This window comes from Pseudomonas sp. SAR267 (assembly GCF_052077595.1).
GTDB classification, from domain to species: Bacteria; Pseudomonadota; Gammaproteobacteria; order Pseudomonadales; family Pseudomonadaceae; genus Aquipseudomonas; species Aquipseudomonas vlassakiae.
The window spans coordinates 153,722-180,005 of record NZ_JBQIHU010000001.1; the positions used below are offsets into that span (position 1 = coordinate 153,722).

Sequence of the window (26,284 nt, forward strand, 5' to 3'; positions counted from 1 at the left end):
TGAATCAGCGGTCGTCACTGTGGATCGACGACGGGTGGCGGCACAGGCCGTCGACCTCGATGTCCATGTACGGGAACAGCGGCAGCTGCATCAGCGTGTCGTGCAGCGCCTCGACGCTGGGCACGTCGAACACGCTGTAGTTGGCGTAGTGCCCGGCGATGCGCCACAAGTGGCGCCAGGTGCCTTCGCGCTGCAGGCGCTGGGCCAGTTCCTTCTCGTCGGCCTTCAGTTGCGCGGCCTTGGCCGGGTCCATGTCGACCGGCAGCTTCACGGTCATCTTCACGTGGAACAGCATGTTGTTATCTCCTGTCTTGCCTGATCTCTAAAAGCGGGTGCGGTCCCTGTGGGAGCGGGCATGCCCGCGAACACGGGCGAAGCCCGTGCCATCCCAGTGAGAGCGGGTTTACCCGCGAACACCGGCACAGCCGGTGCCATCCTCCGCGTTGCCTGCTTCGCGGCTAAAGCCGCTCCCACAGGGGTTCTATGTCTTCATTCAGTCCGTGGTCTCAGCGGCGGGCGAAGCGCGCCAGGCGGGTTTCGTCCAGGGTCAGGCCCAGGCCCGGCGTGCGTGGCACGTGCAGCTGGAAGTCGTGGTATTGCGGTGGCTCGTTGACGATCTCTTCAGTCAGCAGCAGCGGCCCGAACAGCTCGGTGCCCCAGGTCAGCTGGCGCAGGGTGAGGAAGGCATGGGCCGAGGCCAATGTGCCGATCGAACCTTCGAGCATGGTCCCGCCGTACAGGGCGATGCCGGCCGCTTCGGCGATCTGCGCGGTGCGCAGCACGGCGCGTGGGCCGCCGTTCTTGGCGATCTTCAGGGCGAAGATGCTGGCGGCGCCATCGGCGGCCAGGCTGAAGGCGTCCTCGACGCTCTCGATGGATTCGTCGGCCATGATCGGCGCCGGGCTGCGCTGGTTCAGGCGCACCTGGCCGCCGCGGTTGATGCGCGAGATCGGCTGTTCGATCAGGTCGATGCCGTTGTCGCCGAGCACCTGGCAGGCACGGATGGCTTGCGACTCGTCCCAGTACTGATTGACGTCGACGCGCACGCTGGCGCGTTCGCCCAACTCGCGCTTGATCGCCACCACATGCTTCAAGTCCTGCTCCAGCGGGTTGGCGCCGATCTTCAGCTTGAACACGCGGTGCCGGCGGATCTCCAGCATGTGCTCGGCCTCGGCGATGTCGCGGGCGGTGTCGCCGCTGGCCAGGGTCCAGGCCACCTCCAGGCTGTCGCGCACGCGCCCGCCCAGCAGCTCGCTGACCGGCAGCCCAAGGCGCTTGCCCTGGGCGTCGAGCAAGGCGCTTTCGAGGCCGGACTTGGCGAAGGTGTTGCCCTTGGCCAGCTTGTCGAGCTTGAGCATGGCGGCGTTGATGTTGTCCGCTGGCAGGCCGATCAAAGCGGGTGCCAGGTGGGCGTCGATGTTGGCCTTGATGCCCTCGGGGCTCTCGTAGCCGTAGGCCAGGCCGCCAATGGTGGTGGCCTCGCCGATGCCTTCGACGCCGTCGCTGCAGCGCAGGCGCAGTATTGCCAGGGTCTGCTGCTGCATCGTGTGCATCGCCAGCTTGTGCGGGCGGATGGTCGGCAGGTCGACGATGATCGCGTCGATGCGTTCTATGGTCGGGCTTGTCATGCAAAAGCTCCAGTTCAGTCAGTGAATGATCAGGCCGTCGCCAGAGGGGCCTGCCGCCGGCCGCTGGCCAGGTGCACGGCCATGGCCAGCGCAGCGATTGCGCCAGGAATGGCGAAGGCGATGAAATTGAGTTGCAGCGGCAGGTTGATGCCCATCAGCGCACCGCCGAGCAGCGGGCCGACGATGGCACCGTTGCGGCCGATGCCCGATGCCCAGCCAAGGCCGGTGGAGCGCACCGACAGGCCGTAGAGCTGGGCAGCACCGGCATACAGCAGGATCTGCGTGCCGATGGTGGTGGCCCCGGCGATGAAGATCAGCAGGTACAGCACCGGCATCGGGCTGTTGACGCCAAGCAGGCTGATCGACAGCGCCGCCGCGATGAAGAAGGCCACCTTGACCTTGACCAGGTTGTAGCGGTCACCCAGCCAGCCGCCGAGAATCGCCCCGGCCATGCCGCCGAAGTTCAGGGCCAGCAGGAACGACAGGCTCGACCCCAGGCTGTAGCCAGCGTTGGCCATCAGTTTCGGCAGCCACGAGCTGAGCGCGTAGACCATCAGCAGGCAGCAGAAGAATGCCAGCCACAGGGCCAGGGTGCGGATGGCCAGGCCGTTGCGGAACAGTTCCAGCACCGAGCGGCCACCCCCTTTGCGATCCGCCGCCTGCAGCGCGTCATCCGCCTGCACATCGCAATCCGGGTCCAGGCGTTTGAGCAACGTGCGCGCTTCCTCGGTACGCCCCTGGCGCACCAGGAAGCCGATGGACTCAGGCAAGTAATAGAGAATCACCGGCAACAGCAGCAGCGGTACGGCAGCGGCGAAGAACATCGACTCCCAGCCAAAGCGCGGCAGCATGAAGATGCCGACACCTGCCGAGAGCATGCCGCCCAGCGAGTAGCCGCTGAACATGATCGCCACCAGGGTGCTGCGCACGCGCTTGGGCGCGTATTCGTTCATCAGCGCCACGGCATTGGGCATCAGGCCGCCGCAGCCAAGGCCGGCGATGAAGCGATAGATACCGAACTCGCTGGGGCTGCTGGCAAAGCCGTTGAGGATGGTCGCCCCGGAAAACCAGGCAAAACAGATGGCGATCCCTTTCTTGCGCCCGATGCGGTCGGCCAGGCTGCCGAACGCCAGGGCGCCGAACATCATGCCGAACAGCGCGTAGCTGCCCAGTGCACCGGCCTGCAATGGCGTCAGGCCCCACGCTTTCATGATCACCGGCAGTACCACGCCGTAGATGAACAGGTCGTAGCCGTCGAAGATCAGCAGCAGGCCGCACAGGGCCATGACCCTCCAGTGGAACGGTGTGAAGCGGGCGTTATCGATGATCGGGTGTACGTCAAGGGTTCGCATGGCATCTGTCTCTCTTGTTGTTGTTTTGGAGCAACGCGTTGCCGGGGGATCAGCCGAGGTCACCGCCCCCCACCGGCAGGGTCACGCCGGTGATGTAGGAAGCCTCGTCGGAGGCCAGGAAGAGGATCGCGCCGACTTGCTCGTCGATGCTGCCGTAGCGGTGCATCAGGCTGCTGTCGAGGGTCTGGTCGACGATCTGCTGGTACCAGGCTTTGTCCTGCTCGCTCTGCTCGCTGCTGTTGCGCGGCACCCGGCGCGGGGGCGCCTCGGTACCGCCGGGCGCAGTGGCGTTGACCCGGATGCCGCGGCCAGCGGTTTCGAAGGCCAGGCAGGCGGTGAGTGCATTGACGCCGCCTTTGGCCGCACCGTACGGCACGCGGTTGATCCCGCGGGTGGCGATCGACGAGACGTTGACGATGGCGCCGCTGCCACGTTCGAGCATGTACGGCAGCGCCGCATGGCAGCACCACAAGGTCGGGAACAGCGAGCGACGCACTTCGGCCTCGATCTGCTCCACTTCGTAGTATTCGAAAGGCTTGGCCCAGATCGTGCCGCCGACGTTGTTGACCAGGATGTCGAGGCGGCCGAAGGTTTCCACCGCGATGGCCATGACCCGGGCACAATCGGCATGCAGCTCGAGGTCGGCGGTGAGGGTCAGCATGCCCTCCCCGGCCAGCTCGTGGACCAGCTCGGAACGGTCCACCGCCACCACCTGCGCGCCTTCGGCCTTGAGCCGCCAGCACACGCCGCGGCCGATCCCCTGGGCGGCGCCAGTGACCAACGCGACTTTGTTGTGGAATCGGTTATTCATGTCGATCTCCTTTCAATCCGAAATTGCCGGGAGGGCTGCGCCCTCCATCGCGACACAAGGCCGCTCCTACAAGCACCGCGATCTCCTGTAGGAGCGGCCTTGTGTCGCGAAAGGGCCGCAACGCGGCCCCAGCAATCCCGCAGGTAATAAAAGGAGGCCACCGGCACCCGCACGACGCCCGTAGCCCCAAGGAAACTCAGGCAGCCGCCGCCGCGAACTTCTCGTAGTAGAAGTTCGCCGGGGTGATGGCCTGTTCGCGCAGGTACTGGCTCACCGCCTCGACCATCGGCGGCGGCCCGCACAGGTACACATCGACGTCGCCGTCGTTGAGGTGCTGCGGCGCAATGTGCTGGGTCACGTAGCCCTTCTGCGGGTACTGGCTGTCGGGGTTGGCGACGCAGGCGCTGAAAGTGAAGTTGGGGATGCACGCCGCCAGGCCCTGCAGACGGTCCAGTTCGACCAGGTCGACGTCGTTGGTCACCCCATAGATCAGGTGCACGGGGTGCTCGCTGCCCTGCTCGGCGATTTTCTCCAGCATCGCCGTGAACGGCGCCAGGCCCGTACCGCCGGCCAGCAGCAACAGCGGGCGCTGGATCGGCCGCAGGTAAAAGCTGCCCAGTGGGCCAGCCAGGCTCATGCTGTCACCGGCCTTGGCCAGGCCGGTGAGGAAACGGCTCATCAGGCCGCCCGGCACATTGCGAATCAGGAAGCTGACCTCGCCGTCCTTCTGCAGCGAGCTGAAGGAATAGGCGCGGCTCTGGTCGCTGCCCGGCACCTTGAGGTTGACGTACTGCCCCGGCAGGAACGCCAGGCGGCTCAGCGCCTCGCCCTTGATCGACAAGGCAATGGTGCTGGCCGACAGCTGCCGCACATCGCTGATGGCCGCCTCGAAGCTGGCCTGCTCGGTTTTGCACAGTTGCGACGACGCCGGAATACGTACCACGCAGTCGCTTTCGGCGCGCATCTGACAGGTCAGCACGTAGCCTTCGGCAATTTCGTCCTCGCTCAAGGCGTCTTCGATGAAATTGTCGCCCAGGTCGTAACGCCCGGACTCGGCCTTGCACTTGCAGGTACCGCAGGCGCCGTCGCGGCAGTCCAGCGGGATGTTGATGCCCTGGCGGTAGGCGGCATCGGCCACGGTCTCATGGCCGCTGGCCTCGATGAAGCGGGTCACCCCGTCTTCGAAATTAAGCGCGATCTGGAAGCTCATGTTGCACCTCGCGGGCGAGCCTGGCCGCGGCGCGCCAGATGGCACACCGAGCGGCTCGCGTTACCTCGGATCAGATGTGGTAGATGTCGATGACCTGACGCACGTAGTCGTTTTTCAGCACCACTTTCTTGGCCTTGATCTGCGGCTGCTCGCCGCGCAGGTCGAGGGTGTAGAAGCTGGTGCCGAAATAGCTGTCGGTGGTCTTGTAGCGAAAGCTCAGGGTGTGCCAGTTGAAACGCACCTGGCAGCTGCCTTCGCACAGCGAGACGATCTCGATGTTGCTGATGTTGTGCGAAGTACGGGTGTCCGGCACGGTCGCGCTGGAGCGCTCAGTCTTGATGCGGAACACCCGGTCTTCCAGGCCGCCACGGTTGCCGTACCAGATCAGCGAGATTTCGCTCTGCGGGTCTTCGGTGAGGCTGTCGTCATCGTCCCAGGACGGCATCCAGAAGGTCGCATCGCTGGCATACAACTCCAGCCACTGGTCCCACTGGGCATCATCCAGGTAGCGCGCTTCGCGGTAGAGGAAGTCGCGCACGGTGTCATGCAGGCTCATTGCACGGCCTCCACGGGGATCAGCTGGGTTTCCTGTCGAAGCTCCTGTTTCAGCGCTTTGATCATGGTGTCCTGCCAGTACTTGTGCTGCAGCACGAACAGGCCTTCGTCCTCGGTGCGCACGCCCGACAGCAGCGGCTTGAGTTCGATTTCCTTCGCCGCCTCATCGGCACCTTCGACCCAGTGCTGTGCACCACGGGACATGTCGTTCCAGCCGGTACCGCCGCCGTAGCCGGTCTGGCAGGAGCGGAACTCCTCCAGGTCGTCCGGGGTGGCCATGCCGCTGACGTTGAAGAAGTCTTCGTACTGGCGGATGCGCTTGGCGCGGGCATCGGCGCTCTCGCCTTTCGGCGCGATGCAATAGATGGTGATTTCGGTCTTGTTCACCGAAATCGGCCGGGCAATGCGGATCTGCGAGCTGAACTGGTCCATCAGGTACACGTTCGGGTAGAGGCACAGGTTGCGCGAATTCTCGATCATCCAGTCGGCGCGGGCCTGGCCGAAATCGGCGGCCAGCTGATCGCGACGCTCGAAGGCCGGGCGGTCTTCGGGGTTGGCCCAGCGGGTCCACAGCAGCAGGTGGCCGTGGTCGAAGGAATAGAAGCCGCCGCCCTGCTTGGCCCAGGCGCCGGCACTCATGGTCTTGATCTCGTCGCCCGCTTCGCGCTGCTTGCGCTGGTTCTGGGTGGCGGCGTAGTTCCAGTGCACGGAGCTGACGTGGTAGCCGTCGGCGCCGTTCTCGGCAGTGAGCTTCCAGTTGCCCTCGTAGATGTACGAGCTGGCACCGCGCAGCACTTCCAGGCCTTCCGGGGACTGGTCGACGATCATGTCGATGATCTTGGCGGACTCGCCCAGGTGCTCGACCAGCGGCTTGACGTCGGCCTTCAGGCTGCCGAACAGGAAGCCACGGTACGACTCGAAGCGGGCGACCTTGGTCAGGTCATGCGAGCCGTCGCAGTTGAAGCTGTCGGGGTAGCCGGCATTGCTCGGGTCTTTGACCTTGAGCAGCTTGCCGCTGTTGTTGAAGGTCCAGCCATGGAACGGGCAGGTGTAGCTGGAGCGGTTGCCGCGCTTGTGCCGGCAGAGCATGGCGCCACGATGGCTGCAGGCGTTGAGGAAGGCATTCAGCTCCCCGTCCTTGTTGCGCGCGATGAAGATCGGCTGGCGCCCCATGGTCAGGGTGAGGAAGTCGTTTTTCTCGGGGATCTGGCTTTCATGGGCCAGGTAGATCCAGTTGCCCTCGAAGATGTGCTTCATTTCCAGGTCGAACAGGCGCGGATCGGTGAACATCTCGCGTTTGCAGCGATAGACGCCGGTTTCACGGTCGTCCTCAAGCATGGCATTGAGGTAGTCGAATCCCAGGGACATGGCCAGGGTCTCCATTGTTATTGTTCAGACCGGGTCAGGTTAGGGTTTGCCCTGGGGCGGCAATATCCATCGTGTGCAGAGTGCTATCCGTTTTGTGCAGTTATCGGCGCGATAGCATTTATCCATTGAACAGTGCGCATCGCCTGAAGTAAGCTCGGGCTCATTCACTGGAGAGCAACATGCCGAAACACACCCGCAACCACGCCAACCACACCGGTCGCAGCCTGCGCCCTGTGCTGGCCGTTGCCGGCTGCCAGGCTGCTGCCAGCTATTACTTTGGGTATTGGTTTAGCCACTAGGCGCCGATACCCACCCGGCGCCCACCTTCGAGGGGCCGCCGAACATGAGAATACTCAAACCCCCGGTCGGCTCCCCGACCGGGGGTTTTGCTTTTCAGGCCATTGCACTTTTACCGATTCGAACCGAGGACAGATTCATGAACTACGCCACTTATTACTTCGCAAGCACCTATGCCTGGCGATTTAGCCAATCCCGTTCGGGCCAGCCTGCCGCCTCCGATCGGTCCATCACCGGTGGCAATGCTGCAGACAATCAATCAACGAATAGTCGAACACCTCGATAGGGCCGACCGCGCGGGCCAGAACCCGCCGTCCGCCCAGGGAACATACGCCATGCAAGCCTCGAACCTCGCTCTGCCCCTGACCCAGCCGCACGCTGCCAACACCACCGTCAGCCAGCGCCTGCCCAGCCCGCACCTGCTCAAGCAGCAGATGCCGCTGTCTACCGAACTCGCCCAGCAAGTCCACCGCCAGCGCCAAGCCATCCGTGCCATCCTCGAAGGCCGCGATGAGCGCCTGCTGGTGATCGTCGGCCCCTGCTCGATCCACGACCCCCGTTCGGCCCTGGAATACGCCGACCGCCTGGCGGCGCTGGGCCGTGAAGTCGATGACAAGCTGCTGCTGGTGATGCGCGCCTACGTGGAAAAACCCCGTACCACGGTGGGCTGGAAAGGCCTGGCCTACGACCCGCACCTGGATGGCAGTGACGACATGCACGCCGGCATCGCCCTGTCCCGCGGCTTGATGCTGAGCATGATCGAACGCGGCCTGCCGATTGCCACCGAGCTGCTGCAACCGATGGCCGCCGGCTACTTCGATGACCTGCTGGGCTGGGCGGCGATTGGCGCACGCACCACCGAATCGCAGATTCACCGGGAAATGGTCAGCGGCCTGGAGCTGCCGGTCGGGTTCAAGAACGGCACCGACGGCGGCGTCGGTATCGCCTGTGACGCCATGCGCAGCGCGGCGGCCCCGCACCGCCACTTCGGCATGGATGCACAGGGCTACCCGGCGATCATCGAAACCCTGGGCAACCCGGACACCCACCTGGTACTGCGCGGCGGCCACAAGGGCCCGAACTACGATGCCGCCAGCATCGCCCAGGCCCGCCAAGGGCTGGCCAAGGCCGGTTTGCAGGCGCGCATCGTGGTCGATTGCAGCCATGCCAACAGCGGCAAGGACCCTGCCCGCCAGCCCGCCGTGTTCGAGGACGTGCTGGCCCAGCGCCTGGCCGGTGACCGCTCGATTGTCGGCATGATGCTCGAAGGCCACCTGTTCGACGGCTGCCAGGCGCTGGGCAAGGGTGCGCTCAATTACGGCGTGTCGATCACCGATGGCTGCCTGGGCTGGAGCGCGACCGAAACCCTGCTGCGCGAGGCCGCAGCCCGTCTGTGAAGCGGCTGCAGCAAGCCTGGCGAGACATGACCCGAGCAAGTGCGCTAGGCTTGCCGTTTTCACCCCTCCAAGGAGCAGTAACCATGGCACGCGCCACCGCCCGTCACATCCTCGTTGCCACCGAAGACAAGTGCAACGAACTGAAAGCCCAGATCGAAGCCGGTGCCGACTTCGCTGAAATCGCCAAGGCCAACTCCACCTGCCCGTCCAGCCGCCAGGGCGGTGACCTGGGTTCGTTCGGCCCAGGCCAGATGGTCAAGGAATTCGACACCGTGGTGTTCAGCGCCCCGGTCAACACTGTCCAAGGCCCGGTGAAGACCCAGTTCGGCTACCACCTGCTGGAAGTGACCAGCCGCCAGGACTAAGTCATCGCAGACGATGATTATCCCTGTGGGAGCGGGCGTGCCCGCGAAGAGGCCTGAGCGGACAACGAGGTTGCCTGAACTGGCGCATTCGCGGGCACGCCCGCTCCCACAGGTTATTCTGGGGGTCGCATTGTTGTGTACGGGCTGGATGGCCCAAGCCGCGCCCACCCACGCGCTGACCGTCTACGGCGAAGCCCCCCGCTACAGCGAAACATTCCGTCACTTCGACTACGCCAATCCCGACGCCCCCAAGGGTGGCCTGATGCGCCGCTCGGCCATCGAGATCGGCCAGTTCGACCATATCCTGCCCTACATCGACAAAGGCATCGGCGTCAGCGAGGTCGATGGCTGGCTGTATGCGCCCCTGGCGCAACGCTCGTTCGACGAGCCCTACACCGTGTACGGCCTGATCGCCCGGCGCATGGAACGTGGCCCGGACGACGCCTGGCTGCGCTTCGAGATCGACCCCAAGGCAACCTTCGCCGATGGCAAGCCGGTGCGCGCCGAGGATGTGCGTTTCAGCTTCAATAAACTCATGGACGAAGGCAGCCTCAAGTACCGCACTCAGTTCAACGAAGTCGCCGGGGTCACGGTCGAAGGCCCGCTGCAGGTGCGCTTCGACTTCAAGCAGCCCCACGGCCGCACCCTGGCCCTGGACCTGGCCAGCCTGCCGGTACTGCCCGAGCACGACTGGGCCAAGCGCGACTTCGCCAACGGCGCCGGTTTCGACAAGCCGGTCGGCAGTGGCCCATACCGGATCGGGCGCATCGACAACGGCCGCAGCATCACTTTCGAACGCGACCCGAACTGGTGGGCCAAGGACCTGCCGGTCAATCGTGGGCGCTATAACTTCGAACACATCCGCATCGAGTACTTCGGCGACACCGAAGTGGCACGCCAGGTACTCAAGGGCGGTGGCTATGACTACAACCGCGAATTCTCCGCCACCGCCTACACCCTGGGCTACAACGGCGCGCAGCTGGACGATGGCCGCCTGCAACGGGCACACCTGGGCCCGGCCAAGCCGCAGGCGGCCCAGGGCTTCGTGTTCAACCTCGACAAGCCACAGTTCAAGGACCGCCGCGTGCGCCAGGCACTGGCCATGCTCTGGGACTTCGAGTGGAGCAACCGGCAGATGATGCGCAACATGTACATCCGCCAGCAGAGCGTGTTCTCCAATACCCCGCTGGCGGCCCGCGAACTGCCGGATGCAGGCGAGCTCAAGCTGCTCGAACCGCTACGTGGCCGGGTGCCGGACGAAGTCTTCAACCAGGTGTTCACGGCGCCGGTCACCGACGGCTCGGGGATCATTCGGCCGCAACAACTTCAGGCGCTGGCCTTGCTGCAACAGGCCGGATGGCGCCCCGATGGCGATCGGCTGGTCAACGCCCAGGGCGAGCCGCTGGAGTTCACCTTCCTCAACGGCCAGTCCGGCATGGAGCGCCTGCTGCTGCCGTGGAAGCGCAACCTGGCGCAGATCGGCATCACCCTGAACATCCGCAACGTCGATTCGGCGCAGTACGTGAACCGGTTGATGGCCCGCGACTACGACATGATCGTCACCGGCTATGCGGTGACCCTGTCGCCTGGCGCCGAGCTGTACAACTATTTTGGCTCGGCCGCCGCCAACGACCCAGGCTCGAACAACCTGATGGTGCTCAAGGACCCGGCGGTCGACCGGCTGATCGACGGCCTGGTACGCGCCGACACCCAGGCCGACATGCTGCACCACGCCCATGCCCTGGACCGGGTGCTGCAATGGAACTACTACTGGATCCCCAACTATTACCCGCCTGGCAGCTCGACGGTGTGGTGGAACCGCTTCGGCCTGCCGAACGTCCAGCCCGCCTATGACGAAGGCCTGGACAGCTGGTGGGAAATCAGCCCGACGGCGCTGACCAACGCGCAGATGGCCGAACGGCAGAAGGCCCAGCCATGACCAGCTACATCCTGCGGCGCCTGCTGCTGATCATCCCGACCTTGCTGGCGATCCTGCTGGTCAACTTCGCCATCGTCCAGGCCGCGCCCGGCGGCCCGGTCGAGCAGGCGGTGGCGCGGCTGCAAGGCCTGGGCGGCGCTGCGCCCGGCTCGCGGGCAGAGGTGGTACACGGCGAGTCCCGCGCCACCCGTGGCCTGGACCCGAAGCTGATCGAGGAAATCAAACGCCAGTACGGTTTCGACAAATCCGCTCCGGAGCGCTTGTGGCTGATGCTGGGCCAGTACGCCCGGCTGGACTTCGGCCAGAGCTTCTTCCGCGGCGCCAAGGTCACCGACCTGATCCTCGACAAGCTGCCGGTGACCCTGTCGCTGGGCTTCTGGGCCACGCTGATCACCTACCTGGTGTCGATCCCGCTGGGCATCCGCAAGGCGGTACGCCACGGCAGCCGCTTCGATGCCTGGAGCAGCGCGCTGATCGTGATCGGCTATGCCCTGCCCTCGTTCCTGTTCGCACTGCTGCTGATCGTGCTGTTCGCCGGCGGCACCTCACTGAACTGGTTCCCGGTACGCGGCCTGGTCTCGGACGACTTCGATCAGCTCAGCTTGCTGGGCAAGCTCGCTGATTATTTCTGGCACCTGGTGCTGCCGGTCGGCGCGCTGGTGATCGGTGGCTTTGCCACCCTCACGCTGCTGACCAAGAATGCCTTCCTCGATGAAATCTCCCGCCAGTACGTGGTCACCGCCCGCGCCAAGGGCCTCAGCGAACGCCGCGTGCTGTACGGGCACGTATTGCGCAACGCCATGCTGCTGGTGCTGGCCGGGCTGCCCCAGGCGCTGATCACCGTGTTCTTTGCCGGTTCGCTGCTGATCGAGGTGATCTTCTCCCTCGATGGCCTCGGCCGCATGAGTTACGAAGCGGCCGTGTCACGCGACTACCCGGTGGTGTTCGGCACACTGTTCATCTTCACCCTGGCCGGCCTGCTGTTCCGCCTGATCGGTGACCTGGCCTTTACCGTGCTCGACCCGCGCATCGACTTCGACACGAGGGCGCATTGATGCTGTCGCCGGTTTCGCGTCGTCGCCTGCAGCGTTTTCGCCGCAACCGCCTGGGCTGGGTGTCGCTGTGGCTGTTTGCCGGCCTGCTGGTGCTGAGCCTGTGCGCGGAGCTTGTGGCCAACGACAAGCCGCTGCTGCTGAGCTACAAAGGCGATCTTTACGTGCCGGCGCTCAAGCGCTATAGCGAGCAGCAGTTTGGCGGCCAGTTGCCGTTCCAGCCAGACTACCGCAGTGCCTACGTGCGCCAGCTGATCGAGGCACAAGGCGGCTGGATGCTTTTCGCGCCCGTCCCGTTCAGCGCCGACACCCCCAACTACGACCTGCTGGTACCCACCCCCAGCCCGCCGAGCGCAAGCAACTGGCTGGGCACCGACGACCAGGGCCGCGACGTGCTGGCGCGGGTGCTGTATGGCACGCGTACCTCGCTGCTGTTCGCCTTTGCCTTGACCGCGATCAGCGTGCTCATCGGGGTCGCTGCCGGCGCGCTGCAAGGTTATTACGGTGGCTGGGTGGACCTGTTCGGGCAGCGCTTGCTGGAGGTGTGGTCGGGGCTGCCGGTGCTCTACCTGCTGATCATTCTCAGTGGTTTCGTCGAGCCGGATTTCTGGTGGTTGCTGGGGATCATGGCGCTATTTTCGTGGCTGGCCCTGGTCGATGTGGTGCGCGCCGAGTTTTTGCGCGGGCGCAACCTTGAATACGTGAAAGCGGCGCGTGCCCTGGGCCTGCCAGATACCCTGGTGATGCTGCGCCATGTACTGCCCAATGCGATGAACGCGACGTTCACCTATGTACCCTTCATGCTTACCGGGGCGATCACCACGCTGACAGCGCTGGACTTCCTTGGCTTCGGCATGCCCGCCGGCAGCGCTTCGCTGGGCGAACTGGTGACCCAGGGCAAGCAGCACCTGGAAGCGCCATGGTTGGGTTTTACCGCGTTCTTTGCTTTGGCGCTGATCTTGTCGCTTCTGGTATTTATCGGGGATGCCTTGCGCGAGGCGTTCGATCCGAGAGGATAGGTTTTCAGGCCCGGCCTCTTCGCGGGCACGCCCGCTCCCACAGGGACTGCATGGCCCCAGGTTTGTGTAGATCCTGTGGGAGCGGGCGTGCCCGCGAAGAGGCCGGCAAAGCAAGTACAGGACTCAGCAAGATGCACGATAGCGACAGCCTCAAGGACTACCCCCAGGTGCGGCAAATGGCGATTCGCTCGCTGTTCGAGATCATCGAGCAGTCCAGCGAAGGCACGGTGATCGTCGACCGCGACGCCCGCATCGTCTGGATGAACGAGCGCTACGCCCGGCGCTTCGGTCTGGCCGACGCAGCCAGCGCGATCGGCCAGCCGTGCGAGGTGGTGATCCCGGGCAGCCTGATGCGCCAGGTGGTGAGTGATGGCCGGCCGATCCTGCTGGACATGCTCGATACGCCCAACGAGCCGTTGGTGGTGATGCGCCTGCCGATCCACGATGCCCAGGGCGCCCTGATCGGCGCCATCGGCTTTGCCCTGTTCGAAGAGCTGCGCAGCCTGTCGCCCCTGCTCAAGCGCTATGCGAGCATGCAGCAGGAGCTGGCCAGCACCCGCTCGCAATTGCGTGCACGCCAGGCCAAGTACAGCTTCGCCCAGTTCGTCGGTAGCAGCCAGGCCAGCCTCGAAGCCAAGCGCCGGGCACGGCGCGGTGCTGGCAGCGATTCGCCCGTGCTGTTGCTGGGCGAGACCGGCACCGGCAAAGAGTTGCTGGCCCATGCCATCCATGCGGCTTCGGCACGGGCGCACAAGGCCTTTGTCAGTATCAACAGCGCGGCAATCCCCGAAACCCTGCTGGAGGCCGAGTTCTTCGGCACCGCACCCGGCGCCTTTACCGGCGCCGATCGCAAGGGCCGCAGCGGCAAGCTGCAACTGGCCGAAGGCGGCACGCTGTTCCTCGACGAAATTGGCGACATGCCCCTGGCACTTCAGAGCAAGCTGCTGCGCGTACTGCAGGAAAAGGAATACGAACCGGTCGGCTCCAACCAGATGCTGCGCAGCGACGTGCGCATTATCGCCGCTACTTCCATCGACCTGCAGGCGGCCATGGCCCGCGGGGCGTTTCGTGCCGATCTCTACTACCGGCTGAACGTGCTGCCAATCGAAGTGCCGCCGCTGCGCGAGCGGGTCGAAGACTTGCCGGCGTTGTGCGAGGCGATCCTGGCCGAGCTGGGCAGCCAGTACGAGCTGGAGCAGGATGCGCAGGCATTGCTGGCTCGGCACGGGTGGCCGGGGAATATTCGTGAGCTGCGCAACGTGCTGGAGCGGGCGACGTTGCTGGCCGACCAACCGCGGCTTGGTGTCGCCGACCTGGCGGCGGCGCTAGGGCCGCTGAGCCCGGTCGCGGGTCAGGAACAGCGGATGAGCTATCGTGAGGCGTGCGAACAGTTCGAGCGCAGGCTGTTTGCCGGGGCGTTGGCCGAACATGCGGGGAATGTGCCCGAGGCTGCAAAGGCGCTGGGGTTGGGGCGATCGACCTTGTACAAGAAGATGGCGGCACTCGGTCTCTGATTGGAGACTTGTGTTTCTATTTTGAGAATGCCGCGAGGGCTTCGCCCTCGTTCGCGACACAAGGCCGCTCCTACAAGGACTCGCGGTTCCCTGTAGGAGCGGCCTTGTGTCGCGATGGGCCGCAAAGCGGCCCCTGCAATCTCAAAGTCGAGACAGGACCGCAAAACAAATGCAAAATTATATTTAAAATCAGTCACTTATGATTTTGGCACGATTCCCGCTATCTCCCGGTCACCCATAACAACAAGACTCACCCAGGAGATCCATTCCGATGACCGTGCTCATCGCCCTCGCCGCTCTGGCCCTGCTGATGCTGGCCGCCTACCGCGGCTACAGCGTGATCCTCTTCGCCCCCATTGCCGCCCTCGGCGCCGTCCTGCTCACCGACCCTGCCGCCGTGGCCCCGGCGTTCACTGGGGTATTCATGGAAAAGATGGTCGGCTTCATCAAGCTGTACTTCCCGGTGTTCCTGCTCGGCGCCGTGTTCGGCAAGCTCATCGAACTGTCCGGCTTCTCGCGCTCGATCGTCGCCGCCGCCATTCGCTTGCTCGGCACTCGCCAGGCGATGCTGGTGATCGTGCTGGTCTGTGCCCTGCTCACCTACGGCGGCGTGTCGCTGTTCGTGGTGGTGTTCGCGGTGTATCCGTTCGCCGCAGAAATGTTCCGCCAGAGCGATATTCCCAAGCGCCTGATTCCGGCAACCATTGCCTTGGGCGCGTTCTCGTTCACCATGGACGCCTTGCCCGGCACGCCGCAGATCCAGAACATCATCCCCAGCACCTTCTTCAACACCACTGCCTGGGCCGCGCCATGGCTGGGGCTGATCGGTACGCTGTTCGTGTTCTGCAGCGGCATGCTGTACCTGCAGCGCCAGCGCAACAAGGCCCAGCGTGCGGGGGAAGGCTATGGCAACAACCTGCGCAACGAACCGGAGACGGCAGCCGACCTGGCCCTGCCCAGCCCCTGGCTGGCGCTGTCCCCGCTGGTGCTGGTAGGCGTGATGAACCTGCTCTTCACCCACTGGATCCCGCAGTGGTACGGCGCCAGTCACACCCTGCAGTTGCCAGGCATGAGCGCGCCGGTCAACAGCGACGTGGCCAAGCTCACGGCGATCTGGGCGGTGCAGGCGGCGCTGCTGGTGGGCATCCTGATGGTGCTGGCCTGTGCCTTCGGGGTGATCCGCGAACGCCTGGCCGAAGGCACCAAGAGTGCCGTCGGTGGCGCCCTGCTGGCCGCCATGAACACCGCATCCGAGTATGGCTTTGGCGCAGTCATCGCTTCGCTGCCGGGCTTTCTGGTGCTGGCTGATGCCTTGCGCGGGATTCCCAACCCGCTGGTCAATGAAGCGATCACCGTGACCCTGCTGGCAGGCATTACCGGCTCCGCCTCGGGCGGCATGAGCATCGCCCTGGCGGCCATGAGCGACAGCTTCATCGCGGCGGCCCATGCCGCCAACATCCCCCTCGAGGTGCTGCACCGGGTGGCCGCGATGGCCAGTGGCGGCATGGACACCCTGCCGCACAACGGCGCGGTGATCACCTTGCTGGCGGTAACCGGGCTGACCCACCGCGAAGCCTACAAAGACATTTTCGGTATTACCCTGATCAAGACCCTGGCGGTATTCGTGGTCATTGCCACCTTCTACGCCACCGGCATCGTCTAAGGAGCTTTTGCATGACTTTGAAAGGCAAGACGGCACTCGTCACCGGTTCCACCAGCGGCATCGGCCTGGGTATCGCCCAGCTGCTGGCCCGCGCCGGAGCGAACATTGTGCTCAACGGTTTCGGCGACCCGTCGCCGGCCTTGGCAGAGATCGCCCGCCATGGCGTGAAGGTTGCCCACCACCCGGCGGACCTCTGCGATGTGGCGCAAATCGAGGCGCTGTTCGCGATGACCGAACGCGAGTTCGGCGGCGTTGACATTCTGGTCAGCAACGCCGGCATCCAGCACGTAGCGCCGGTGGAGCAGTTCCCGCTGGAAAGCTGGGACAAGATCATCGCCCTCAACCTCTCGGCGGTGTTCCATGGCACCCGCCTGGCCCTGCCTGGCATGCGCGCGCGCAACTGGGGCCGGATCATCAATATTGCCTCGGTGCACGGGCTGGTCGGTTCCACCGGCAAGGCGGCCTATGTGGCGGCCAAGCATGGCGTGGTCGGGCTGACCAAGGTGGTGGGGCTGGAGACCGCCACCAGCAACATTACCTGCAACGCCATCTGCCCCGGCTGGGTGCTGACCCCGCTGGTGCAGAAGCAGATCGACGATCGTGCTGCCAACGGCGTTGATCCGCAGCAAGCACAACACGAGCTACTGGCCGAGAAGCAACCTTCACTGGCTTTCGTCACCCCCCAACACCTGGGTGAACTGGTACTCTTCCTGTGCAGCGAGGCCGGTAGCCAGGTTCGCGGTGCCGCCTGGAACGTCGATGGTGGCTGGTTGGCCCAGTGAAGGGCGGCCTGGGCCTGGCCACGGTCTTGCACTCGTTTATCTGCAAGGAGGCCCTATGCGCCCAACCCCAATGACCGCGATCTTTGCCCTGACCCTGGCCGCCGCCGCTCCGGCGATGGCAGCCAGCCTCAAGGACGTCGCGCCCTATCCCGAGGCGGAAAAAGGCTTCACCCGGCAGGTCATCCACCTGCCAGCGCAAACCGATGAATCGGCCCACAAGCTGGAAATCCTGGCCGGCAAGACGCTGGAAGTGGACTGCAACCGCCAGCGCCTGGCCGGCAGCCTGGAAGAACACACCCTCGAAGGCTGGGGCTACAGCTACTACCGCCTGGACAAGGTCGGTGGGCCAGCCAGCACCCTGATGGCCTGCCCGGATGGCAAGAAGACCCAGGCCTTCGTGCCGGTGGTCGGTGAAGGCTTCATGCTGCGTTACAACAGCAAGCTGCCAGTGGTGGTGTACGTGCCCAAAGGTGTCGAAGTGCGTTATCGCGTGTGGTCGGCATCGGAAGAGGTGCAAAAGGCTAAAGTGGAGTAAGTCACCCCGAGGGCCCCTCACGGGCCCTCAACCCCAAGCAGCCTCTGGAGGATCGGCATGAACGATGTGCTCTGGCGCCCCTCCACGGCGCAGATCGAAGCCAGCCGGATGGATGCCTTCCGCCGTCGGGTGAACCTGCGTTACAACCTGCAGCTCCATGACTACGCGGCATTGCACCGCTGGAGCATCGAGCAGCGCCCGGCCTTCTGGCAAACCCTTGCCGACTATTTTCATGTGGCCTGGCATACCCCTGCCAACCAGGTCCTGCTCGAAGGCGCACAGATGCCTGACGCCCGCTGGTTCAACGGGGCTACCCTGAATTTCGCCGAACACCTGTTGCGCCGTCGTGACGACCGGCCTGCGGTGGTTTCCGTGCGCGAAGATGGCCAGCGCACGGTCTTCACCCATGCCCAACTGGCCGCCGAAGTCGCGGGCCTGCAGAAAGCGTTCAAGGCAGCCGGCATCGAACCCGGTGACCGCATCGCGGCGGTCATGCCCAATACCTGGCAAACCTTGGTGGCAATGCTTGCCTGCACCAGCCTGGGTGCGGTTTGGTCGATGTCTTCGCCGGAGTTCGGCCTGCACGGCATCATCGACCGGTTCGGCCAGGTCGAACCGAAGCTGCTGCTGGTCTGCGCCGGTTATCAATACGCCGGCAAGTCGATCGACCAGGTCGACAAGATCAATGAGGTCTGCGCCCAGTTGCCAGGGCTGCAGCAGTTGATCGTGGTGCCCTATACCCGTCCCCACACACAGGCGTGTGAATTCACCGCCGCCAAGGTCAGCCTGTGGGATGACGTCTACCAGCCCGGCGGCGAACCTGAGTTTGCCTCGCTGCCGTTCGACCACCCGCTGTACATTCTCTATTCCAGCGGCACCACGGGCGTGCCCAAGTGCATCGTTCACCGTGCCGGTGGCCTGCTGCTGCAACACCTCAAGGAACACGGCCTGCACAACGACCTGAAGGCCGACGACGTGTTGTTCTACTACACCACCTGTGGCTGGATGATGTGGAACTGGCTGGCCAGCGGCCTGGCCGTCGGTGCCACCCTGGTGCTGTACGATGGTTCACCATTCCACCCCGGCCCGGAGCGTCTGCTCGACCTGATCGACGCCGAACGCATCCACGCCTTCGGTACCAGTGCCAAGTACCTGGCTGCGCTCGAACAGGAAGGCCTGGAACCGGCCTGCAGCCATCGGCTGGACAGCCTGCGGCTGATCCTGTCCACCGGTTCGCCCTTGTCACCACACAGTTACGACTACGTATACGGCAAGATCAAGGCCGACCTATGCCTGGCTTCGATGTCCGGTGGCACCGATATCGTCTCGTGCTTCGTGCTCGGTAACCCGACCCTGCCGGTGCGCCGTGGCGAGATGGCGTGCAAGGGCCTGGGCATGGCCGTGGAGGTATGGAATGAGCAGGGCCAGCCGGTGCTTGATGAAAAAGGTGAGCTGGTCTGTACCCGCCATTTCCCGTCAATGCCCCTGGGTTTCTGGAACGACGACGACGGTAGCCGTTACCACGACGCCTATTTCAGCCAGTTCCCCGGGGTCTGGGCGCAGGGCGACTACGCCGAGCAGCGCAGCAGCGGCGGCTGGCTGATCCATGGCCGCTCCGACGCCGTGCTCAACCCGGGCGGTGTGCGCATCGGCACGGCAGAGATCTACCGCCAGGTGGAAAAGGTTGAAGAGGTGCTGGAAAGCGTGGCCATCGGCCAGGACTGGCACGGCGATGTGCGCGTGGTGCTGTTCGTGCGCCTGCGCGATGGCCTGCAACTGGACGACGCCCTGCGCCAGCGCATTCGCCAAGTGATCCGCCAGTACACCACGCCGCGCCATGTGCCGGCGGTGATCGCCCAGGTCAGCGACATCCCACGTACCATCAGTGGCAAGCTGGTAGAACTGGCCATCCGCAACGTGGTGCACGGGTTGCCGGTGAAAAATACCGATGCTCTGGCCAACCCGCAGGCGCTTGAGCAGTTTCGTGACCGCACGGAGCTGCGCGATCAGGCATAATGGCGCCCTTTTTTGCCCCGAAGCACAGGTGTACCCATGAAAGCTCAAGCCCGCCACATCCTGGTCAAGACCGCTGACGAAGCTGAAAAGCTCAAGCAGCGCATCGCCAACGGCGAGGCCTTCGACGTGCTGGCGAAGAAGTTCTCCACCTGCCCTTCGGGCAAGCGCGGTGGTGACCTGGGCGAGGTACGCCCTGGCCAGCTGGTCGGCGCGATCGACCAGGTGATCTTCAAGAAACCCTTGCGCGTGGTGCACGGGCCGATCAAGAGCAAGTTCGGCTACCACCTGGTGCAGACCTTCTACCGCGACTGATAGCCACGGGCCACCTAGCATTATTGCCAGTTGTCCCGTGTTCGCGCTTTACATACAACGCAGGCAGGGCCGAAGCGACGCCTAAGATGCCGCTTCAGGTAGTGGTCCCTCTAATGGACACGGAGACCTGCCAATGCGTTGCACTTACCTGCTGCTGCCAGCCGCCTTTCCCCTCCTTACCCTGCCACTGATCGTTCACGCACAAGACCTGGTGGTTTCGCCCGGCGACAACATGGGTGCCGTCGTTCAGACCCAGGACATCGACGATTTCAAGATGACCGGGGGGACCATCCAGTCGCTGAACCAGGGGCAAGGCTATGACACCTTCGAGATGACGGGAGGGCAGATCGTCGGCGCCTTCGAGGATGGTGATAGCGCCGTGTTCAAAGGTGGCCGGATTGGCCGGGTAGACCTCAAGCTCGCCGACAACGTGTTCGTCATGTCCCAGGACCTCGGTGTCGAAACCCTCATCGATGGCAACCTGGTCAGCGGCTTCGGCAATGACACCATAACCCTCAATGGCGGCACCATTGGCGCAAACATCAGCACCAGTGGCGGCGTGGATATCATCACCCTCAACGGCGGCACCTTGAAAGGCGACGTGCTGGCCAGCGCCGGCAATGATGTCCTGAACTGGTCGGGGGGCACCATCGGTGGCCGGGTCGACATGGGCGTCGACGACGATAAGGTCACCATCAGCAACCTCAACCCGCAAACCCTGACCATCGACATCGATGGCGGTGCCGGCAACGACCAGCTGCAGTTCATCAACAGCGAGGTTGACGGCGGCGCCCACTACCTGAATTTCGAGACTGTCGACCTGAACCAGGGCAGTCGCCTGACCCTGAACGATACGCTTACCCTCGGCGATGCAGGTACCGGCACCGGCACCTTGGGCATTGATGCCAGCAGCTCGCTCATTGCTCGCCAGGGCACGGTTGCGCCCTTTACTTCAGGGCAGCTTGCCAGCGTGCGCAATGCGGGCACGATCGACCTGAGCACCGGCAACGACGCCCAGGGCCGCCTGACCATCAATGGCAACTACGAGGGTCACAATGGCCTGCTGCGGGTTAACAGCGTGCTCGCCAGCGACGACGCGGCCTCCGACCGGCTGGTGGTCAGCCAGGGCACCATCAGTGGCAGCACGGGCCTGGTAGTGAACAATCTCGAAGGCGCTGGTGCCGCCACCAACCAGAACGGCATTCAGGTCGTCGAAGCCCGTGATGGCGCCATCAGCAGCGCCAATGCCTTTGTGCAGACACAGACGCTGAAGGTCGGTGCCTACGACTACCGGCTGTTCAAAGGCGGTGTAACCGCCGGCAGCGAAAACAGCTGGTACCTGCGCTCGACGCTGGTGGCAACCCCCGCCCCCACCCCACCAGAACCCGAACAACCAGGCGAACCCAGCCAGCCTCCGCTCGAGCCCGCAGCAACCCCGCCCGTGGCGGCACCTGCCCCCGGCCAAGCCGAGCTGCCCGCCCCGGTGGCCGGTGTCAGCCTGCCCCTGTATCGCCCGGAAGTGCCGGTTTACGCGGCTGCACCCCGGGGTGCGGCAATCATTGCCCGCCAGGCGCTGGGCACCTTCCATCAACGCCAGGGCGATCAGCAACTGCTGACCAACCAGGGCGGCCTGTCGGCCAGCTGGGGCCAGGCCTACGGCGGCGCGTTGCGCCAGCAATGGAGTGGCACCGTCAGCCCGAGCCTGGACGGTGACCTGTATGGCTTCAAGGTGGGCCAGGACCTGTATGCCAAGGTCAGCGATGACGGCTACCGCCAGCACCTGGGCCTGTACGTCAGCCACAGCCGCCTGGACGCCGACGTCAAAGGCTTTGCCCTGGCTGTGGAGGACCGCAGTGTGGGTGACCTCAAGCTCGACGGCGACAGTGTCGGTGGCTACTGGACGCTGGTAGGCCCGCAAGGCTGGTACCTTGACAGCGTGCTGCAATACACCAGGCTCGATGGCCGCGCCCGCTCCGACCGCGGCGACAAGCTGAACATCGATGGCCACGCCTGGACCGCCTCGCTGGAGTCCGGCTACCCGATCAGTGTTTCTGAACGCTGGACCCTGGAGCCACAAGCCCAACTGATTGCCCAGAAGGTCTCGCTGGACAGCGCCAACGACAGCGTCTCCCATGTCAACTACGATGCCCAGGTCGAGCTGACCGGCCGGCTTGGCGTGCGCCTCGAAGGCGCCTACAACACAAGCAACGTGCGATTGCTGCAGCCCTACGCGCAACTGAAACTGTGGCACGGCGACGGCGGCCGCGATACCTTGACCTTCGATGATGTGGACCAGATCAAGACCGACTACCGCTACACCTCGCTGCAGCTGGAAACCGGCCTGGTCGCCCAGGTCAGCGAGGCGCTGAGCCTGCACGGCGGCGTGCAGTACTCAAGCAACCTCGACAGCCGCCAGCAGGAAGCCAGCGGCGTCAACCTGGGCGTGCGCTGGCAGTTCTAGCGGCGCGCCGCCAGCAGGCCGAGGCCGGCGCAACCGAGCAGCGAAGCGCTGACCCGGTTGAACAGCCGGCGCGGCCCGGGCTGGCTGAACCAGCGTTGCATGTAGGCGCCCAGGCCCGAGTAGATGGCAATTGCCGCCCACTCCAGGAGCAGGAACAGCACGCCCAGCCAGAGGAACTGCTCGCTCACCGGGGTGGCGCTGCCCACCGTTACGAACTGCGGCAGAAAGGCGGTGAAAATCAGGATGGCCTTCGGATTGCCCGCCGCCACCCAGAACTCCTGAAGCGCCAAGCGCCACGTGCCACGCGGGTGATCGCTGGCCACCACGGCCTCGCCGACCGGGGCGCGCCACAGCTGCCAGGCGATATAGAACAGGTACGCCGCGCCCAGCACCTTGATGGCCAGGAACAGGTACTCGCTGGTGTGCAGCACCACCGCCAGGCCCATGGCGGCCAGGGCGATCATGCCGCTGAAGGCCAGAATCCGCCCGGCGCCGGCGACGCAGGCGGTACGCAGGCCGTAGCGGCTGGCATTGTGCAGCGACAGCAGGTTGTTCGGCCCCGGCGCCATGTTCAGGGCAAAGCAGGCAGGAATGAATAGCAGCAGGCTCGACAGATCCATTTTGTTCTCCAGGCAATCAGCCGTTAATGTCGATGCCGGGCATCGCCTGGTCAAGGTACAGTCAGCGGCAAAAATTGTATGGCCAGGCGCCCGCCGCTGCTAAGCTGCCCAGCTGATCGAGGACCCTGTCATGCCCACTGCCCGCTACCAGCTTTGGCACGACCCGGCACTGCCCTGGGTGGAAAGCCGCCGCGCCTGCCATAGCCGCGCCTGCTACAAGGCGCACAGTCACCCGACCTTCTCCATCGGCGCGGTGGATGCCGGCAGCAGCTGCTTCACCGGCGCTGGCGACGGCCAGGAGCGCCTGGAACCGGGCACCCTGGTGCTGGTGCCGGCGCAACGGGTGCATGCCTGCAACCCTGCACCCGGCCAGGCCTGGAGCTACCAGATGCTGCATGTCGACGCCGCCTGGCTGGCACAGTGGCGGCTGGAGTCAGGGCTTGCCGCCGCCAGGCCCGGTGCCCCGGCGCGGATCAGCCGGGAACCGGCGCTGTACCGTGAATTCTGCGCGCTGAACGACCTGCTCTTCTCGGCGGCGGGCATCGGCGAGAAGGAAGCGGCGCTGCTGACGTTCCTCGGCGATCACGACTTTTCGGCGCAACCGGCAGCGCTCGCGGCCCCGGCCCCCGTGCTCGGGATGCCGACCTTGCGGGGGTTGATCGAACACATCGAAGCGCAAGACCTGGCGCAACTGAGCCTCGAACGCCTGGCCAGGCAAGCAGGCCTTGGCCGCTATCAGCTGATCCGCGCGTTTCGCGCCGCGACCGGGCTGACACCCCATGCCTACCTGCTCAACGCACGGATCAACCGGGGCCGACGGCTGCTACGTGGCGGGTTGGCCTTGGCCGAGGTTGCCTACCAGCTGGGGTTTGCCGACCAGAGCCATTTCCAGCGGGTATTCAAAGCCCATGTCGGGGTAACGCCGGGGCAATATCGGCGCGTGCAATAATCTTCAATACCCGGGCCAGGGCAGCCTCCAGACTGCGGTTTTTCTACCGAGACAGCCCACCATGGAGCAGTTCCTGATCGTCGCCTTCGCCCACTTCCTCGCCCTGCTTTCACCCGGCCCGGACTTTTTCCTGGTCGCCCGCACCTCGGTAGCGGCCGGCTGGCGCATGGCCAGCGGCGCCTGCCTGGGGATCGCCTTGGCCAATGGCGTGTTCATCGCCATGGCCTTTGCCGGCCTGGCCATCCTGCGCGAAGGCAGCGGACAGTTCATTGCCTTGCAATTGGCTGGTGCCGGCTACCTGCTGTACATCGGCCTGCTGTTCCTGCGCCATGCCGGTGACAGTGAACTGACCGCCGTTGCCGGAAAGGGTGCGGTAGTCGGTTGGTGGCATGGCCTGGGCGTGGGTTTTCTGTCTGGGACGCTGAACCCGAAGAACGCGCTGTTCTACGCCAGCCTCGCCGGCATGGTGGCCAGCAGCAGCGCGGGCTGGAAATGGCTCTACAGCGCCTGGATGTTCAGCATCGTGCTGCTGTGGGACCTGCTGGTGGCTGCGGCCATCGGCAATCAACGCCTGCTGCGGCGCTTCGCTCGAGCCCTGCCGTGGCTGGAACGGGCCTGCGGGGTCATGCTGATGGGGCTGGCCGTGGCGCTGCTGATTCATCTGCTGCCGGGCTGACCAGGCGCAGGCTGGCGAGGTCCATCAGGCTGAAATGGCCGCTGGCCCAGCCACCGGTGTCCAGATGCCAGACGTTGCCCAGCTGCCTGGCCCGCAATACCGGCGTATGCCCTACCAGCAAGGCGCGCAAGCCTGCCACGCGCTCGGTGTTGCCTTCTTTCAGGCGCTGGCGCGACCACTGGCACACCTCGCGGACGCCGGCGTCGTCATCGAACAGCAGGCTGTCGCGCAATGCGCTCCAGTCGTTGAACGGACTATCGGCATGCAGTAAACCGATCAGGCCGGTGTCGGTCTGCACTTCCAGGGCAATCGGCAGCTGCAGGAACCGTTCGACGAAGATCGCCTGCCTGTCCCTGGGCATATCGATGAACCAGCCACCACCGGCGGCACGGTACATCTCCAGATCCAGGCGCCCGCCATGCAGGCAGGTGATCGCCAGCGACTCGTGATTCCCCTGCACGGCGTGAAACCAAGGCTGATCCAGCCACCACAGGCATTCTCCGCTGTGCGGCCCGCGGTCAACCAGGTCACCGACGCTGAACACCCGGTCCACTGCCGGGTCGAAGCCTGCCGCGTCCAGGCACTGCTCAAGCCGCCGAAAATGCCCGTGGATATCGCCCACCGCCAAGTCACGACCCTTACTGTTGGCGGCTACCCGCCGAAACCGGCTCATTACAATATTCCTCTGCTGGCGCGCTGCGGCCCGGAGGTGCATCATGCGTAACGCTCTTGTCTGTGCCGTGCTCATGGCGCTGTCATTAAACAGCATGGCACAAGGTACCCCGCCTGCGCAGGTCGAGGTGCGTTTCGACCACCCGGAAAAATTCCGCGACGCCAGCCCAGCGACCGCCTGTATGCGGAAAAAGCCATGCTCGATGACTGGTTCCGCCAGCGGTTCGGCCCGCATTCGTCGTCCTGAAACGACCCTTTGCTGGTACAGGCGAGTGTGACGGGAGTATGCTCGGCCCTTCGGCCTGTACCAGGGAAGGGATCCACCATGAAACTCTGTGCCGTACAACTGGCGTCGCGCAAAGGCGACCTGGCCGGCAACCTCGCCCGCCATCTGCGCTGTATCGAGCAAGCCGCGGCACTGGGCGCGGAACTGGTGGTGTTCCCGGAACTGTCGTTGACCGGTTACGAACCAACCTTGGCGCGCCAGGTGGCCCAGCCGGTGACCTCGGCCCGCCTCCAACCGTTGCAGGCGCTTTGCGATCAGCTGGCAATCAGCGTGGCCGTGGGGCTGCCACTGCCGACCGCAGAGGGCATTCGCATCGGCATGCCCATCCTGCGCCCAGGCCTGCCGCCCCTGACGTATGCCAAGCAGCGCCTGCATGACGATGAACGGCCGTTCTTCACGCCTGGCGATCAACCACTGGTGTTCGACTCCGGGGCGCTGCACATCGCCCCGGCCATCTGCTATGAATCGATGTTCATCGAACATGCCGCGCAGGCCCATGGGCTGGGTGCCGAGCTGTACCTGGTCAGCGTGGCCAAGACCGCCAAAGGCATGCGCGAAGGCAACGAACATTACCCGGAGGTGGCGCGCACCTTGGGCATACCAGTGCTACTGGCCAACTGCGTCGGGCCGGCTGACAACTTCATCGGGGCCGGCGGCTCGGCAGCCTGGGACAACCAGGGCAATCTGTTGGCGGCGTTGGATGACAAGGCCGAAGGCCTGATCCTGCTGGATACCGCCAGCAACATTGCGCTCGGGGTACCTCTGGGCCTGAATTGATCACCAGCGCAGCGGCCGGTGCAGGTCG

Annotated in this window: 24 protein-coding genes and 1 pseudogene; 16 read left to right on the forward strand and 9 right to left on the reverse strand. The window is 64.7% G+C overall.

All coding sequences use genetic code 11. The features are described from left to right. Nucleotides 1–4: 4 nt before the first annotated feature. From catC to benA, 7 genes are all read right to left on the reverse strand, one after another. Nucleotides 5–295, reverse strand: coding sequence for a muconolactone Delta-isomerase (gene catC / locus ACTORR_RS00845; RefSeq protein ID WP_003256111.1), 291 nt, complete (start codon nt 293–295; stop codon nt 5–7). A 211-nt stretch (nt 296–506) separates the two neighbouring features. Continuing rightward, complete coding sequence (locus ACTORR_RS00850) at nt 507–1,628, reverse strand: muconate cycloisomerase family protein (RefSeq protein WP_313365791.1); 1,122 nt, start codon at nt 1,626–1,628, stop codon at nt 507–509. 29 nt (nt 1,629–1,657) lie between these two features. Then, the gene (locus tag ACTORR_RS00855) at nt 1,658–2,980 is read right to left on the reverse strand and encodes an MFS transporter (RefSeq protein ID WP_313365790.1); all 1,323 of its coding nucleotides are present in this window, start codon (nt 2,978–2,980) and stop codon (nt 1,658–1,660) included. Between the two features lie 49 nt (nt 2,981–3,029). Next, the gene (locus tag ACTORR_RS00860) at nt 3,030–3,791 is read right to left on the reverse strand and encodes a 1,6-dihydroxycyclohexa-2,4-diene-1-carboxylate dehydrogenase (protein ID WP_262108568.1); all 762 of its coding nucleotides are present in this window, start codon (nt 3,789–3,791) and stop codon (nt 3,030–3,032) included. Nucleotides 3,792–3,987: 196 nt separating this feature from the next. Continuing rightward, complete coding sequence (gene benC, locus ACTORR_RS00865) at nt 3,988–5,001, reverse strand: benzoate 1,2-dioxygenase electron transfer component BenC (RefSeq protein WP_099814918.1); 1,014 nt, start codon at nt 4,999–5,001, stop codon at nt 3,988–3,990. A 70-nt stretch (nt 5,002–5,071) separates the two neighbouring features. Next, nucleotides 5,072–5,557, reverse strand: a complete 486-nt coding sequence (gene benB, locus ACTORR_RS00870; protein WP_099814917.1) for a benzoate 1,2-dioxygenase small subunit — start codon at nt 5,555–5,557, stop codon at nt 5,072–5,074. Continuing rightward, entirely contained in the window at nt 5,554–6,924 is a 1,371-nt protein-coding gene (benA, locus tag ACTORR_RS00875) for a benzoate 1,2-dioxygenase large subunit (RefSeq protein WP_099814916.1), read from the reverse strand. The genes benB and benA overlap by 4 nt, the downstream gene beginning before the upstream one ends. Before the next feature lie 632 nt (nt 6,925–7,556). On the opposite strand from benA, the gene ACTORR_RS00880 reads away from it, so the two are divergent. The 12 genes from ACTORR_RS00880 (at nt 7,557) to ACTORR_RS00935 (ending at nt 22,276) form a co-directional block, all read left to right on the forward strand. After that, a complete protein-coding gene (locus ACTORR_RS00880; RefSeq protein WP_313365723.1) occupies nt 7,557–8,618 on the forward strand; it encodes a 3-deoxy-7-phosphoheptulonate synthase in 1,062 nt (353 codons plus the stop codon). A gap of 83 nt (nt 8,619–8,701) precedes the next feature. After that, entirely contained in the window at nt 8,702–8,983 is a 282-nt protein-coding gene (locus ACTORR_RS00885) for a peptidylprolyl isomerase (RefSeq protein ID WP_054884552.1), read from the forward strand. Between the two features lie 13 nt (nt 8,984–8,996). Beyond that, the gene (locus ACTORR_RS00890; protein WP_099814914.1) at nt 8,997–10,922 is read left to right on the forward strand and encodes an extracellular solute-binding protein; all 1,926 of its coding nucleotides are present in this window, start codon (nt 8,997–8,999) and stop codon (nt 10,920–10,922) included. After that, a complete protein-coding gene (locus ACTORR_RS00895) occupies nt 10,919–11,977 on the forward strand; it encodes a microcin C ABC transporter permease YejB (protein WP_313365722.1) in 1,059 nt (352 codons plus the stop codon). The genes ACTORR_RS00890 and ACTORR_RS00895 overlap by 4 nt, the downstream gene beginning before the upstream one ends. Beyond that, the gene (locus ACTORR_RS00900) at nt 11,977–12,993 is read left to right on the forward strand and encodes an ABC transporter permease (protein WP_054884555.1); all 1,017 of its coding nucleotides are present in this window, start codon (nt 11,977–11,979) and stop codon (nt 12,991–12,993) included. Before ACTORR_RS00895 ends, ACTORR_RS00900 begins: the two co-directional genes overlap by 1 nt. A gap of 131 nt (nt 12,994–13,124) precedes the next feature. After that, nucleotides 13,125–14,507: a sigma-54 interaction domain-containing protein gene (locus ACTORR_RS00905; RefSeq protein WP_313365327.1), complete on the forward strand. Its 1,383-nt coding sequence runs from the start codon at nt 13,125–13,127 to the stop codon at nt 14,505–14,507. Between the two features lie 271 nt (nt 14,508–14,778). Continuing rightward, entirely contained in the window at nt 14,779–16,170 is a 1,392-nt protein-coding gene (locus tag ACTORR_RS00910) for a GntP family permease (protein WP_313365328.1), read from the forward strand. Nucleotides 16,171–16,181: 11 nt separating this feature from the next. Next, nucleotides 16,182–16,952 carry a 3-hydroxybutyrate dehydrogenase gene (gene hbdH / locus ACTORR_RS00915; RefSeq protein WP_313365329.1) on the forward strand — a complete coding sequence of 257 codons (771 nt, stop codon included), beginning with the start codon at nt 16,182–16,184 and terminating at the stop codon, nt 16,950–16,952. 55 nt (nt 16,953–17,007) lie between these two features. Further along, nucleotides 17,008–17,487, forward strand: coding sequence for a serine protease inhibitor ecotin (eco, locus tag ACTORR_RS00920; protein WP_054884559.1), 480 nt, complete (start codon nt 17,008–17,010; stop codon nt 17,485–17,487). A 57-nt stretch (nt 17,488–17,544) separates the two neighbouring features. After that, nucleotides 17,545–19,503, forward strand: coding sequence for an acetoacetate--CoA ligase (locus ACTORR_RS00925; protein WP_313365330.1), 1,959 nt, complete (start codon nt 17,545–17,547; stop codon nt 19,501–19,503). A gap of 36 nt (nt 19,504–19,539) precedes the next feature. After that, nucleotides 19,540–19,815, forward strand: a complete 276-nt coding sequence (locus tag ACTORR_RS00930) for a peptidylprolyl isomerase (protein WP_008095636.1) — start codon at nt 19,540–19,542, stop codon at nt 19,813–19,815. A gap of 133 nt (nt 19,816–19,948) precedes the next feature. Next, on the forward strand, nt 19,949–22,276 hold the full coding sequence (locus ACTORR_RS00935; RefSeq protein WP_313365331.1) for an autotransporter family protein: 2,328 nt from the start codon (nt 19,949–19,951) through the stop codon (nt 22,274–22,276). Here ACTORR_RS00935 and ACTORR_RS00940 read toward each other — a convergent pair. Beyond that, a complete protein-coding gene (locus ACTORR_RS00940; protein WP_313365332.1) occupies nt 22,273–22,896 on the reverse strand; it encodes a LysE family translocator in 624 nt (207 codons plus the stop codon). The genes ACTORR_RS00935 and ACTORR_RS00940 overlap by 4 nt on opposite strands. A 130-nt stretch (nt 22,897–23,026) precedes the next feature. On the opposite strand from ACTORR_RS00940, the gene ACTORR_RS00945 reads away from it, so the two are divergent. Continuing rightward, nucleotides 23,027–23,845 carry an AraC family transcriptional regulator gene (locus ACTORR_RS00945; RefSeq protein WP_054884563.1) on the forward strand — a complete coding sequence of 273 codons (819 nt, stop codon included), beginning with the start codon at nt 23,027–23,029 and terminating at the stop codon, nt 23,843–23,845. A 61-nt stretch (nt 23,846–23,906) separates the two neighbouring features. Then, nucleotides 23,907–24,521: a LysE family translocator gene (locus ACTORR_RS00950; RefSeq protein ID WP_313365333.1), complete on the forward strand. Its 615-nt coding sequence runs from the start codon at nt 23,907–23,909 to the stop codon at nt 24,519–24,521. Here ACTORR_RS00950 and ACTORR_RS00955 read toward each other — a convergent pair. Then, nucleotides 24,469–25,194 carry a metallophosphoesterase gene (locus tag ACTORR_RS00955; RefSeq protein WP_262108556.1) on the reverse strand — a complete coding sequence of 242 codons (726 nt, stop codon included), beginning with the start codon at nt 25,192–25,194 and terminating at the stop codon, nt 24,469–24,471. The genes ACTORR_RS00950 and ACTORR_RS00955 overlap by 53 nt on opposite strands. A 43-nt stretch (nt 25,195–25,237) precedes the next feature. On the opposite strand from ACTORR_RS00955, the pseudogene ACTORR_RS00960 reads away from it, so the two are divergent. Together ACTORR_RS00960 and ACTORR_RS00965 are read left to right on the forward strand one after the other, a co-directional pair. Beyond that, a pseudogene (locus ACTORR_RS00960) lies at nt 25,238–25,360 on the forward strand (DUF3016 domain-containing protein); the annotation flags it as partial. A gap of 158 nt (nt 25,361–25,518) precedes the next feature. After that, nucleotides 25,519–26,256 carry a carbon-nitrogen hydrolase family protein gene (locus ACTORR_RS00965; RefSeq protein WP_441343433.1) on the forward strand — a complete coding sequence of 246 codons (738 nt, stop codon included), beginning with the start codon at nt 25,519–25,521 and terminating at the stop codon, nt 26,254–26,256. Nucleotides 26,257–26,284 lie beyond the last annotated feature (28 nt).